Source organism: Erythrobacter sp. (genome assembly GCF_023653175.1).
Classification (GTDB): Bacteria; Pseudomonadota; Alphaproteobacteria; order Sphingomonadales; family Sphingomonadaceae; genus Erythrobacter.
On sequence record NZ_JAMNXL010000101.1, the window covers coordinates 1 to 13607 of the forward strand.

The window sequence follows — 13607 nt, forward strand, 5'->3', positions numbered from 1 at the left end:
CGCGCTCGCCAATCGCGCGGCGCGCAAGATGCTGGGGCCGCATGTCGTCGGCCAGGACGCGCGCGTCGCCCTGCGTCAGCCCGAGGCGATCTCGCTGCTTGGCGAGAACCGCCAGGGCGAGGCGATCGTGCGCGGGCTCGTGCGGCGCGGCGACATCTGGCAGATCAGCCGCCAGACGATCGACGACCGGCTGGCGATGCTTGAATTCATCAACCAGACCGCCGAGGCCGACATCAGCCGCGCGCATACCGACTTCGTCGCCAACGCCAGCCACGAATTGCGCACCCCGCTGGCCGCCATCCTCGGCTATGTCGAGACCCTGCAGGAGGACGACGGGTCGATAGAGACGCCGGTCGCGAAGAAGTTCCTCGGCATCATCGAGCGCGAGGCGAAGCGGATGCAGGCGCTGGTGGGCGACCTGATGAGCCTCAGCCGGGTCGAGGCCGAAAAGCACGAACTGCCGACCGACCGCATCGACCTTGCCTCACTGGTCGAGCGCGCGGCGCGCGATGCGGCCGGGCCCCAGCGCGGTGACCGGCTCGACATTGATCTGACAACCGAGCCGGTGGTGCTGGGCGACCTTCAGCAGCTCGAGCAGGTGGTGCGCAATCTGGTCGACAATGCGCTGAAATATGGCGCGGCTGACCGGCCGGTGCACGTCACGCTCGACCTTGCGCAAGGCGATCTTGCGCGGATTGCGGTGGTCGACGAGGGCGAGGGCATCGCACCCGAACAGATCCCGCATCTCACCCGCCGCTTCTACCGCACCGATCCCGGCCGCAGCCGCGCCTCGGGAGGAACCGGGCTTGGTCTGGCGATCGTCAAGCACATTGTCGAGCGCCATCGCGGCCGGCTCGACATCACCAGCGAACTGGGCAAAGGCACCCGCGTGGTGGTACGCCTGCCACTCGCCGAACTCGATCCGCCCGACGAAACGCCGCTGCCCCAAAGCGAAGCCGAGGGCCCCCTCGCCGAGCAAACCCAACAAGTGTCATAGACGTGTCTTATTTCTTCAACATGGCGCGGCCATGGCGTAGGGGCCGGTAGGCGCGGCGGGGGCCGGGCACGCACTTCTCGGCCTGATTGACCAACGCGCACTCCCAGCAGGAAAACGAAGGCTGTTCATGTCGCCGATCACGCTGATCCTGATTGCTTTGGGCCTCGGCCTGCTCGGCTGGCTGGCGGGCCGCGCGAAGGCGTGGAGCTTCCAGTCGAGCGACCCTGCGCTGCGCCCCGCCTCGCGCCCGATCTACCATGCCTGGTATGTCGCCCTGTGGGTGGTGCTGCCGGTGCTCGCCTTTGTCGCGGCGTGGTCGGTGATTGCGCCTAATCTGGTGCTGCAATCGGTGCTCGCCACGCCCGAGGCGCAGGGCCTGACCGGACTCGGCTTCGAGCGCGATGCCTTTCTCGGCGAGGCCCGCGCGGTGGCGCTGGGGCAGGCTCCGGGCGTCTTCAACGACGAGGCCGAGCCGCTGATCGCGCCCTTCCGCGAGGCCTTTGGCCGTTACAACACCATCGGTATCATCGTCACCGTGCTGATCGCCATCGCTGGCGGCGCGCTTGCCTTCCTGCGGCTCGCCCCGCAGTTCGGCGCACGCACCCGGGTCGAGAGCACGGTGCTGATGATCTTGCTGCTCGCCTCGCTGGTTGCGATCCTCACCACAATGGGCATCTTCGCGAGCCTGGTGTTCGAGACCGTGCGGTTCTTCGGCATGGTCTCGCCGATCGATTTCCTGTTCGGCACCAAGTGGGGGCCGGACACCATGGGATCCCCCGATGCCGTCGATCCGTCGCGCTATGGGGCCGTTCCGCTGTTCTGGGGCACGATCTTCATCGGCGCGATCATCGCCATGGTGGTCGCGATCCCGCTCGGGCTGATGAGCGCAATCTATCTCACTCAGTATGCCGATCCGCGCGTGCGCGCCTGGATCAAGCCGCTGCTGGAACTGCTCGCGGGCGTGCCGACTGTTGTCTACGGCTATTTCGCCGCGCTGACGCTGGCGCCGATGATCCGCAACGCCGCCGTGGCTTTGGGCGCCACCAACGCCTCGACCGAGAGCGCGCTGGCAGCCGGCATCGTGATGGGGGTGATGATCATCCCCTTCGTCTCCTCGATGGCGGACGATTCGATGGCCGCGGTCCCCGGCGCGATGCGTGACGGGAGCCTCGCGATGGGCGCGACCAAGTCCGAGACGATCCGGCGCGTGCTGTTCCCCGCTGCGCTCCCCGGGATTGTCGCCGGCGTCATGCTCGCGGTCAGCCGCGCGATCGGCGAGACGATGATCGTGGTGATGGCCGCATCGCAGGCCGCCAACCTCACCGCCAACCCGCTGGAACCGATCTCGACCGTCACGGTCCAGATCGTCAACCTCCTGACCGGCGAGCAGAGCACCGACCACCCCGCCACGCTCAGCGCCTATGCGCTGGGCTTCGTGTTGTTCATGGTGACGCTCGCTCTCAATTTCATCGCCCTGCGCGTCGTCAAGCGCTTCCGGGAGGCCTACGAATGAGCAGCATCCCCATGGACGGCAATGGCACCGGTGCCGGCACCGCCGCTGACAAGGCCCAGGCCCTCGGCCCGACCCGCACCGCCGCCTTCGAGGCGCGGCTCGCCAAGCGCTACCGCTCCGAACGCAATTTCCGCCTGCTCGGCCTTGGCGCCGTGGCCTTCTCGGTCGCGGTGCTGGTGTTCCTGCTCGGCAACATGCTGACGAACGGGATCGCCGGCTTCCAGCGCCCCGAGCTCGCGGTGACGATCAACTTCCCCGAAAGCGGCATCACCGGCGATGCCACCTCGCTGACCGCGCCCACCGCCGGCCAGACGCTCGAGATGCAGGGCCTGCCGCGGATCGTGACGAGTTTTGCCGAAGCGCAGCTCGGGGCCGAGGCCGCGGCCGAGATCGCGCCTGACGCCTGGCGTGACGTTGCCGCCGCGCTCGCCGAGGATCCCTCGCTGATCGCCCGCAGCGAGGTCTTCCACCTGCCGACCACCTCGACGCTCGGCGGAGCGCTGCGGGGCGAGGGCACCCCCGAAATGCAGGCGCTGGCGAAGAAACTCGCCGCAGAGGGCAAGCTGGCGCGCAACTGGGATATGGGCTTTCTCGCCCGCTCGGATGCAACCACGCCGCAATCGGTGGGTATCTGGGGAGCACTCAAGGGGTCGATGCTGACCATGCTGGTGACGCTGGTGCTGGCTTTCCCGATCGGGGTGCTCTCGGCGCTCTACCTCGAGGAGTACGCGCCGCGCGGCCGCTGGACCGACATCATCGAGGTCTCGATCAGCAACCTTGCGGCGGTGCCTTCGATCATCTTCGGCCTGCTCGGCCTGTCACTGTTCCTCACCGCCTTCCCAAGCCTGCGCTCGGCCCCGATCATCGGGGGGATGACACTGGCGCTGATGACCATGCCGGTCATCGTCATCTCCGGGCGCAACGCGATCAAGGCGGTGCCGCCCTCGATCCGCGACGGCGCGCTCGCGATCGGCGCCTCGCCGGTGCAGGTGGTGTTCCACCATGTGCTGCCGCTGGCGCTGCCGGGGATGCTGACCGGCACGATCATCGGCATGGCCCGCGCGCTCGGGGAGACCGCGCCGCTGCTGCTGATCGGCATGCGCATCTTCGTCGCCACCCCGCCCGAAGGCTTCACCTCGCCCGCCACGGTTCTGCCGATGCAGATCTTCCTGTGGTCGGACGAGATCGATCGCGGCTTTGTCGAGCGCACCAGCGCAGCCATCATCGTGCTGCTGGTGTTCCTGCTCGCCATGAACGGCCTTGCCATCTACCTCCGCAACAAGTTCGAGAAACGCTGGTGACTGTGATCCATCCCAACATGGCTGACGAAGGCGCCAAGATCCGCGCGCGCGACGTCTGTGTCTTCTACGGCGAGAAGAAGGCGATCGACAACGTGTCGCTCGACATCTCTCCCGATTACGTGACCGCCTTCATCGGCCCCTCGGGCTGCGGGAAGTCGACCTTCCTGCGGTGCTTCAACCGCATGAATGACACGATCGGTGCGGCCAAGGTAACCGGGCTGATCGAGCTCGACGGCGAGGATATTCATGGCAGCCGCATGGACGTGGTGCAGCTGCGCGCCCGCGTCGGCATGGTATTCCAGAAGCCCAATCCCTTCCCCAAGTCGATCTACGAGAACATCGCCTACGGCCCCAAGATCCACGGCCTGGCCGAGAAGAAGGCCGATCTCGACGTGATCGTCGAACGCTCGCTCACCCGTGCCGGCCTGTGGGACGAGGTCAAGGATCGCCTCGACGATTCGGGCACCGCGCTTTCGGGCGGCCAGCAGCAGCGCCTGTGCATCGCCCGCGCCATCGCGGTCGACCCCGAGGTGATCCTGATGGACGAGCCCGCCTCGGCGCTCGACCCCATCGCCACCGCCAAGATCGAGGAACTGATCGACGAGCTGTCGGGCCGCTACGCGATCGTCATCGTCACGCACTCGATGCAGCAGGCCGCACGGGTGAGCCAGCGCACCGCATTCTTCCACCTCGGCAAGATGGTCGAGTATGGTCCCACCTCGGAGATCTTCACCAATCCTATCGAGGAACGGACGAAGGACTACATCACAGGACGTTACGGCTGATGGCTGAACACACCGTCAAGGCATTCGACGAGGACATCACCCGCCTGCGCGGGCTGATCGCCGAGATGGGCGGCCTTGCGGAGGTCGCGATTGCTGAAAGCCTTGATGCGCTGGTTCGCGGTGACGAGGTGCTGGCCGAACAGGTCGTGGCGCGCGACAAGCGCATCGACGCGCTGGAGACCGAGGTCGACAAGCTGGCGGTCCGCATCATCGCCCTGCGCGCGCCGATGGCGGACGACTTGCGCGAAGTGATCGCCGCACTGAAGATCGGCGGCGTGCTCGAGCGGATCGGCGACTACTCCAAGAACATCGCCAAGCGCACCGGCATGATCGAGGGCCGCGCCCGCTTCGAACCGCTCACCCTGCTGCCCACCATGGGCGAACTGGCGGGCGAGATGGTCCACGACGTGCTAACCGCCTATGCCGCGCGTGACCCGGATCTGGCACGGGAGGTCATCGCCACCGACGCCAAAGTCGACGGGTTCTACAACTCGATCTTCCGCAATCTCGTCAGCTACATGGTCGAGAATCCTTCGACCATTTCGAGCGCTGCGCAGCTCCTGTTCGTGGCCCGCAATATCGAGCGGATCGGCGACCATGCGACCAACGTCGCCGAGATGGTCCACTTCGCCGCAACCGGCGTCTATCCGCCCGAAGGCGACCGCTGAGAGCGCTTGTCGCTGCAATCTTCCTGTTGAAAACTTGCCATGTGCGTTTTCATCAAACTGTAGCGGAAGTGAAACATAGCAGCGGCGAAGCGACCTCGTGGGGGAGGCGCAAGGAGGCATCAGCTGCATGTCCGCTGCCAAACTTCTGCTGGTCGAAGACGATCCGGCCCTGTCCGAACTGCTCGAATACCGTTTCCAGAACGAGGGCTACGCCGTGCGGTGCACCGGCGATGGTGACGAGGCGCTGGTGCTGGCGGCCGAGGAAGTGCCGGATCTCATCATCCTCGACTGGATGATCGAGGGCACGAGCGGCATCGAAGTGTGCCGCCGGTTGCGCCGTGACAAGGACACCGCGCACGTCCCCATCATCATGCTCACCGCCCGCGAGGCCGAGGACGACCGCGTCCGGGGTCTCGAAACCGGCGCGGATGATTACCTCACCAAGCCCTTCTCCCCGCGCGAGCTGCTCGCCCGCGTCGCCGCCGTGATGCGCCGCATCCGTCCGGCGCTGGCCGGCGAAACCATCGAAGTCGGCGACCTGCGGCTCGATCCCGTCGCTCACAAGGTCCAGCGCCGCGGCCGCGCGCTGCAGTTGGGTCCGACCGAATACCGCCTCCTCAAGTTCTTCATGGAGAGCCCCGGCCGGGTGTTCAGCCGCGGCCAGCTGCTCGACGGCGTGTGGGGCACGGGCTCGGACATCGAACTGCGCACCGTCGACGTCCACATCCGCCGCCTGCGCAAGGCGATCACCGTCGAAGCGGCCAAGGATCCGATCCGCACCGTGCGCTCGGCCGGCTACGCGCTCGAGGCAGTCTAGCGGCAGACTCCCGCCCAGCGATCGTCCTGATCGAGGTGGATGTGGTCCGCGTGGGCCGCGTTGTAATCGGGCGAAAGCACCGTGGCAAAGCTCCCGCAGGCCCCTTCGCGCACCGCGCGCAGGAAGCGGGGCTCGGGTCCGTCGCCATCCCAGTCCTTCAACACGCTGATCCGGCGGCCATCTTCCAGCACGAAAGCGGCGATGTCGATCGCGTTGGCGGTGGCGTGCTCGCTCCACGGGCCCTCGCTGCCGCCATACATCCGGCGGCAGGAAAAGGCGCCAAGGTGCTCGATTCGCGCAAGGTCGCTCCCCAGAATCTCGCGCGCTGCCGGGGTGACGCTGTCGCGGCGCCAGATTTCCAGCGCGGCGGCGACGGGGCAGGTGACGGGCGGCGTGTCGGGGGCGAGCGGGTAGTCGCCGAGCCGCGTGCGGTCGGGCCGCGCGCAGGGGCCCTCGCCGGTCGGGGCCAGCGCGGCGAAGGCCACATCGCTGCGTTCGAGCACCGCGCGGCATTCGCTCACATCCGCCTTCAGGCGGTCAAGCTTGGCGCGGGTCGCCCAGCCCGGCGGGTCATCGAGGTCGAGCGGCGCCCAGGGATTGTGCTCTGGGTGGTTCTGGAGCCACTGCCAACCGGCGATGGCCAGCGCGATGGGCGGCAGCGCGGCGAGCGCCAGACGGGCGGCGCGGTGGTGCGGGTTGGGCTTCTTGCGGGGCATTGCGGCGATCCTAATGGAAATCTCGCGACTTGGGCAGGATCCTGTGGTCGCGCGGGTGCCCGGTCACGTTCGGCTGCGGGGCAAGTTCGTCGATCATGTCGCGCGGGCGCGGGCCCCCTCGGTCGGGCATCGGCTTGTTGACCTCGTCGGCGCGGGCGAGCGGGGCGTCGAGCAGGTCGTCGGACAGGGCATGGAGCCGCATCGTCGCATCGGTCATGGCGTGGGCAATGACATGGATCACCTCGTCGTCATACTCGACCCGGCCGCGCACCTCCATCAGCCGCGCCCCCATCACCACCTTGCGGTTCTTCTCCTTGAGATCGGGCCAGACCACGAGGTTGATCACCCCGGTCTCGTCCTCGAGGGTGATGAAAGTCACCCCCTTGGCGCTGCCGGGGCGCTGGCGGATCAGCACCACGCCGGCAACCTGCACCATGGAGCGGAATTTGCGCGCGCGCAGATCGGCCGCGCGCACGAAGCCGCGCGCGGCAAGATCGGCGCGCAGGAAGGCCATCGGGTGCGCCTTCAGGCTGAGGCGGGTGGTCTGGTAATCGGCCACGACCTCCTCGGAGAGCGGCATGGCGGGCAGACGTATGGCGGCGCGCTCCAGCCCCTCCTCGCGCACGCCCGCAGCGCGGAACAGCGGAAGGTCGGGCGCGGGGATGAGACTGCGCGCATCCCACAGCGCCTGCCGGCGGGTGAGGCCCAGCGAGGTGAAAGCGTCAGCGCTGGCGAGCCGCTCGATATGCGCCGGCGAGAGCCGGCCGCGCGCGCGCAGATCGGCGATGTCGCGGAACGGCCCGCCCGCCTCGCGCGCGCTCACCAGCGCGGCGGCGACATGTTCGGGAAGGCCGTCGATCTGGCGCAAGCCGAGGCGCAGGGCGAGGGGCTCGCCCTCCCCTTCCAGCGTGCAGTCCCACCCGCTCGCATTCACATCCACCGGCAGCACCCGCACCCCATGCTCGGCCGCATCGCGCACGATCTGCGCAGGCGCATAGAAGCCCATCGGCTGCGAGTTGAGCAGCGCTGCTGCAAAGGCCGCCGGGTAGTGGCACTTGAGCCAGCTCGACACATAGACCAGCTGCGCGAAGCTCGCCGCGTGGCTTTCGGGGAAGCCATATTCGCCGAAGCCGCGGATCTGGTTGAAGCAGCGCTGTGCGAAGTCGCGGTCATAGCCGCGCGCGACCATGCGTTCGACCATCATGTCCTGAAGCTCGTCGACCATCCCGCGGCTGCGGAAGGTCGCCATGGCCTTGCGCAATCGGTTGGCCTCAAGGCTGGAGAACTTCGCCGCATCCAGCGCGATCTTCATCGCCTGTTCCTGAAAGATCGGCACGCCCAATGTGCGCCCGAGGATGCTGGTCAGCTCGTCCGGGGGCCCGTGTTCGGGCGCTGGCGCGGGGATGCGGACCGGCTCGGCGCCGCGGCGGCGCTTGAGGTAGGGGTGCACCATGTCGCCCTGGATCGGGCCGGGGCGCACGATCGCGACCTGGATGACGAGATCGTAGAACTCGCGCGGGCGCAGGCGCGGCAGCATGTTCATCTGCGCCCGGCTTTCGACCTGGAACACCCCGAGCGAATCGCCCTTGCGCAGCATGGCGTAAGTCTCGGGATCCTCACGCGGGACGGTGGCGAGAGTCAGCGCGCGGTCATGATGCGCGCCCAGCAGATCGAGGCATTTGCGGATGCAGGTCAGCATGCCCAATGCCAGCACATCGACCTTCAAGATGCCGAGCGCGTCGATATCGTCCTTGTCCCACTCGATGAAACTGCGGTCGGGCATCGCGCCATTGCCGATCGGCACGGTCTCGATCAGCGGGCTTTCGGTGAGGATGAAGCCGCCGACATGCTGGCCGAGGTGGCGGGGCATTCCAATCATCTGCTCGGTGAGTTTCAGAACGCGCCTGAGGTGCGAGTCATTGATATCGAGCCCGGTTTCGGCGGCGTGCTTCTCGCTGATCTCGCGCCCCCACCCGCCCCACACGGTGCGCGCGAGGGCGCTGGTGACGTCCTCTGACAGCCCCATCACCTTGCCCACCTCGCGGATCGCCATGCGCGGACGGTAGTGGATCACCGTCGCACACAACCCGGCGCGGTGGCGGCCGTATTTCGCATAGATGTACTGGATCACCTCCTCGCGACGCTCGTGCTCGAAATCGACGTCGATATCGGGCGGTTCTTTCCGCTCCTCGGAGATGAAGCGGTCGAACAGCAGCTGGTGCTTGGCCGGATCGACCGAGGTGATGCCGAGGACATAGCAGACGGCGGAGTTGGCCGCGCTCCCCCGCCCCTGGCACAGGATCGGCGGATCGCACCCCCGCGCGAAATCGACGATGTCCTTGATGGTGAGAAAATAGCGGGCGAGATCGAGCTTGGCGATCAGGGCGAGTTCGCGCTCCAGCGTGGCGCGCACGCTATCGGGCACGCCCGAGGGGTAGCGCCGCACTGCCCCGGCCCAGACCTCGCTCTCCAGAAAGGCCTGCGGGGTCTGACCATCCGGATAAATCTCCTCGGGGTATTCGTAGCGCAACTCGTCGAGGCTGAAGCGGCAGCGGTCCGCGACCTCGCGCGCGGCGCGGATCGCGTGGGGCCAGCGGGCGAAGAGGCGCTGCATCGCTTGCGGAGACTTCAGATGCCGCTCGGCATTGGGGTGGAGCAGGTGCCCGGCCGCCGCAACGGTGGTCTTGTGGCGAATTGCGGTCATCACGTCCTGCAAGGCGCGGCGTTCGGGGGCGTGGTAGTGGACATCATTGGTGGCGAGCAGGGTAAGGCCATGCGCGCGGGCGAGACTGTCGAGCCGCTCGATCCGGGCGATGTCGTCGCCGCAGTAGAGATAGCTCGCGGCGAGGTGGCGCAGGGTCGGGAGTTGCTCCGCAATATGCGCAAGCAGGTCAGCGAAGCTGGCGGTGCGCTCCATACTCCCCCCACCCCGGGCTTGATCCGGGGCCCCGCTCGCTTGCGAACCCGTGTCGGAAGGCAGCGGGGTCCCGGCTCGGGGGCCGGGACGGGGAAATGGGATGACGTTACTCGGCACCGCAATGGTGAGCACCGCCTCAAGATCATCGGGCGGGAGCAGGATCAGCTGCACGCCCTCACTGTGCGCGCCGAGCAGCGCAAGGTCGATCTCGCACACCCCCTTGTCCTGCCATTCGCCCGAAAGGGTCTGCATCCGCCCCGCGCTGATCAACCGGGTGAGGCGCCCATAGGCGGCGCGGGTTTCGGGGTAGGCGAGGAAGGCGAGGCCCTCCACCGTCTCGATCCGGCAGCCGATCACAGGGCGCAGTTTGAGCGTCCTGGCCTCAGTATGGAGGCGCACCACCCCGGCCATAGAATTGACGTCGGCGATGCCGAGTGCGTCATAACCCGCCGCGTGCGCCGCCAGCACCAGATCGACCGCATCAGACGCACCGCGCAGGAAACTGAAGCAGCTGACGAGGCCAAGCTCGACGAAAGGCGCGCGCGGCGGAGGCGCGATGTCGGCGGGGTCGACCTGCAAGGTGCGCTTGTCGGGGGTGAGCGGGCCCTCGGGCATGTCAGCCAGCCAGCGCCGCGAGCCGCGCCTTCACCGCCGCCAGATCATCCGCGAACAGCGCCACCTGTTCCTCGCGCGCGGCCCCGTCGAGGCGCAGCAGGTAGGAGGGGTGGACGGTGACCCACAGCTCAGCCCCGTCATCGAGCCGGATCGCCCGCCCGCGCTCGCGGGTGACGCTGACCGTGCGGCCGAGCAGGCCTCTTGCGGCACTCGCGCCCAGCGCCAGCACCAGACGCGGCTGCACCAGCGCACGCTCGGCATCGAGCCACCAGCGGCAGGTGTCGATCTCCTTCGCGCCCGGCGACTGGTGCAAGCGGTGCTTGCCCTTCCACGTGAACTTGAAGTGCTTGACCGCGTTGGTGACATAGGCGCCCGTGCGGTCGATCCCGGCGCGGGCGAGGTGATCGTCGAGCAATTGCCCGGCGGGGCCGACGAAGGGCCGTCCCGCCAAATCCTCCTGATCGCCCGGCTGCTCGCCGACGATCATCAGGGTAGCGCCCGGCGCGCCCTCCCCCGCCACGGCGCGGGTGCCGCAGTCGGCAATCGGGCAATCGCGGCAGGCAGCGGCCCCTTGCGCGACCTCGGCGAGGCTGGCGGGCCGCGCCCGCTCCGCCCGCGCGCCCGCCGCCACCATCGCCGCCTCGCGCGCCTGTGCGCCTGCGATCAACTGCGGAATGAGCTCGGCCTCGGGCAGGTTCTTCCAGTATTTCTTGGGCATCTCCGACAGCATCGCCCCCACCTTCAGCCGGGCGGGATTGAAGATCGAGGCATAGTAGGAGCGCCACAGGTCTTCGACCGGATCATCCCCCGGCGCATCCTCGCGCCGCGCAGGGGGGCCTTCGCGCATCACCTCGCCGTCCCAATGCACGCTCCCGCGCGGGGTGAGGATCGACCAGCGCATATTGGCAAAGCGGCGCATGAAGAACGCAGCTTCCGCGCGGACGATGTGGTGATCGGGCTCGAACCAGGCGACGAAATGCGGGGTGCCGTCCTCCTCCTGAACCTCGCGGAAGCGGACGAAGGCGTGCATCTTGTGCGCATCGCGCCGCACCGATTTGGCGAGCTCCTCGAGGCGGCGCACTTCGGGGTCGGCCTTGTCCTCCATCAGGCGGGGATTGGTCTGGAGCCGCCACAACACGCGGTAGAGCAGCCCGAAACGCGCAGGGTCCGAATGCAGCGCGGCGCTGCGGGCGATGGTGAGGAAACGCTGGCTGGCGCGCACGGCACGCGGCTCGGCGGGCGGCACGGGCAGGCGCTTCTCGCTGCGGGACGGCCCTTCGGCCGCGAACAGGTCCCCCGTCCCGCCCGGCAGGGTCCACGAGACGCGGTCGGGCGGGACGTCGCACTGGATCAGCCCCCGCGCCCGCTCGCGCCAGAAGGCGAAATCATCGGGCGCGGGCAGGTGGATGGCGTAGTGGCTGCCGAGCGAGACGTTCTGCATCGCTGTCATCAGAACAGCTCCAGCTGTTCCGTCTTCGGCACGATCAGCCCCCGCAAGTCGGCGCGGTCGGTGAGCAGCGTCGGGCGCCAGTCGAGCGTGCAGATGAAGGGCCGCACCTTGGCGAGCGATGCCGTCAGCAGCGCCACATCGTCGAGGCGCAATGTCCGGTGCCGCCGCGAGGCGAGGATGCGCGCGACCGCCTTGGTGCCCAGCCCCGGCACCCGCAACAGCAGCTCTCTGGGCGCGCGGTTGACGTCGACCGGGAAGCTCTCGCGGAACTTCAGCGCCCAGGCGAGCTTGGGGTCGATATCAAGCGGCAGGTTGCCGTCCGCCTCGGCCGCATCGGCCACCTCCTCGGGGGCAAAGCCATAGAAGCGCATCAGCCAGTCGGACTGGTAGAGCCGGTGTTCACGCAGCAAGGGCGGGCGCTTCAGCGGCAGCACGGCCGAGGCATCGGGGATCGGCGAGAAGGCGCTGTAATAGACGCGCCTCAATCCGAAGGTGCCATAGAGCCGGCTCGCCTTGCCGATGATCGCGCTGTCCGAGGCATCGTCCGCACCGACAATCATCTGGGTGGACTGACCCGCAGGCGCAAAGCGCGGCGCGTGGCGGAAGCGCTTGCGCTCGTCCTTGGCTTGCGAAATCCGCGCCTTCGTCCGGCCCATCGCGCCCTCGATCTGCCCGGCGTTCTTGTCGGGCGCGAGGCGGGTCAGCCCGGCGGTGGTGGGCAATTCGACATTGATCGAGACGCGGTCGGCATAGAGGCCGCCGGCATGGATGATCTCGGCATCGGCCTCGGGGATGGTTTTGAGGTGGATATAGCCGCGAAAATCATGCTCCTCGCGCAATATGCGGGCGACCTCGACCAGCTGCTCCATCGTGTGGTTGGCGCTCCTCACGATGCCCGAGGACAGGAACAGGCCTTCGATATAGTTGCGGCGATAGAAATTGAGCGTGAGGTCGACCACCTCCTGCGGGGTGAAGCGCGCGCGCGGGGTGTTCGCGCTCTTGCGGTTGATGCAGTAGTGGCAATCGAAGATGCAGTGGTTGGTCAGCAGGATCTTGAGCAGCGAGATGCAGCGCCCGTCTGGCGCATAGGCATGGCAGATCCCCATCCCCTCGGTCGAACCCACACCTTTTCCGCCCAGCGAATTCTTCTTCGCCGTGCCGGAGGACGCGCATGAGGCATCATATTTCGCCGCATCGGCGAGGATTTCGAGACGTTGGCGTAAGGATTGCTGGGCCATGGGAACGGGGGAACACCTTTCGTGTGTTCCTTATATGTTCCAAAATCCCGCCTGCCAAATGCAAAGCTTGCAAGCAGTGCCTGGCTGCGGCCAGTCGACGCTCAGATCCGGCGCAGCATCGGCCCGGCGTCGCGCGTGGCGCCGCCTTCGCACAGGAAATCGATCACCGCAGGGTGCATCGCGCCCTCGAAGGCGACCCCGGCCATTCCTCCCTCGACCCAGGCGATCGTCCCGAGCGGCGCGTTGATGCCGCCCACCTTCATCGTCACCCGGTCGCCCACCTCGGCAAAGCCCGGCTTCGCGCGGATCTTGCAGCCGCCCTCGGACAGATCAACGAGATCGACGAACACCACCCGCGAGCGCACACGGCTCTTGACCGTGAGGCTCATCGGTCGACGCTCCGAAGCACGAGGGATCGAGTTAAGGTTCATGAATCGATCGTCGCACAAATGGGTAAAAGAAAGCTGAGCGGACACCCGGGCGTCAGGCGCAAAGCCCTTGCAGGAACCACTCCGGCACCCCGCCGCGTCCGTCGCCGATCAGCCCCTGACGATAGATCCAGTAGCGTCGCCCGGCCGCGTCCTCGATCC

General features: G+C 67.6%; 11 protein-coding genes. 6 read left to right on the plus strand and 5 right to left on the minus strand.

Going from position 1 to position 13607, the window contains the following annotated elements; genetic code table 11:
• The 6 genes from NBV68_RS11905 to phoB all read left to right on the plus strand — a co-directional run.
• The coding region (locus NBV68_RS11905) for an ATP-binding protein (protein WP_296310121.1) at positions 1-997 on the plus strand (997 nt) is incomplete at its 5' end.
• 127 nt (positions 998-1124) lie between these two features.
• The gene (gene pstC / locus NBV68_RS11910; protein ID WP_296310123.1) at positions 1125-2510 is read left to right on the plus strand and encodes a phosphate ABC transporter permease subunit PstC; all 1386 of its coding nucleotides are present in this window, start codon (positions 1125-1127) and stop codon (positions 2508-2510) included.
• A complete protein-coding gene (gene pstA / locus NBV68_RS11915) occupies positions 2507-3811 on the plus strand; it encodes a phosphate ABC transporter permease PstA (RefSeq protein WP_296310125.1) in 1305 nt (434 codons plus the stop codon). Before pstC ends, pstA begins: the two co-directional genes overlap by 4 nt.
• Before the next feature lie 17 nt (positions 3812-3828).
• Positions 3829-4596 (plus strand): phosphate ABC transporter ATP-binding protein PstB, encoded by a 768-nt coding sequence (gene pstB / locus NBV68_RS11920; RefSeq protein ID WP_296310141.1) that lies wholly within the window; start codon positions 3829-3831, stop codon positions 4594-4596.
• On the plus strand, positions 4596-5264 hold the full coding sequence (gene phoU / locus NBV68_RS11925; RefSeq protein WP_296310126.1) for a phosphate signaling complex protein PhoU: 669 nt from the start codon (positions 4596-4598) through the stop codon (positions 5262-5264). Before pstB ends, phoU begins: the two co-directional genes overlap by 1 nt.
• Positions 5265-5391: 127 nt before the next feature.
• Positions 5392-6081, plus strand: coding sequence for a phosphate regulon transcriptional regulator PhoB (gene phoB, locus NBV68_RS11930; RefSeq protein ID WP_296310127.1), 690 nt, complete (start codon positions 5392-5394; stop codon positions 6079-6081).
• On the opposite strand, the gene NBV68_RS11935 is transcribed toward phoB, so the two are convergent.
• The 5 genes from NBV68_RS11935 to NBV68_RS11955 all read right to left on the minus strand — a co-directional run bounded on the left by NBV68_RS11935 (position 6078) and on the right by NBV68_RS11955 (position 13448).
• The gene (locus NBV68_RS11935; protein WP_296310129.1) at positions 6078-6797 is read right to left on the minus strand and encodes an extensin family protein; all 720 of its coding nucleotides are present in this window, start codon (positions 6795-6797) and stop codon (positions 6078-6080) included. The genes phoB and NBV68_RS11935 overlap by 4 nt on opposite strands.
• Positions 6798-6807: 10 nt before the next feature.
• Entirely contained in the window at positions 6808-10329 is a 3522-nt protein-coding gene (locus NBV68_RS11940; protein ID WP_296310131.1) for an error-prone DNA polymerase, read from the minus strand.
• Between the two features lies 1 nt (position 10330).
• Complete coding sequence (locus NBV68_RS11945; protein ID WP_296310133.1) at positions 10331-11779, minus strand: UdgX family uracil-DNA binding protein; 1449 nt, start codon at positions 11777-11779, stop codon at positions 10331-10333.
• A complete protein-coding gene (locus NBV68_RS11950; protein ID WP_296310136.1) occupies positions 11779-13017 on the minus strand; it encodes a putative DNA modification/repair radical SAM protein in 1239 nt (412 codons plus the stop codon). The genes NBV68_RS11945 and NBV68_RS11950 overlap by 1 nt, the downstream gene beginning before the upstream one ends.
• Positions 13018-13118: 101 nt before the next feature.
• Positions 13119-13448, minus strand: a complete 330-nt coding sequence (locus NBV68_RS11955) for a PilZ domain-containing protein (protein ID WP_296310139.1) — start codon at positions 13446-13448, stop codon at positions 13119-13121.
• Positions 13449-13607: the final 159 nt, after the last annotated feature.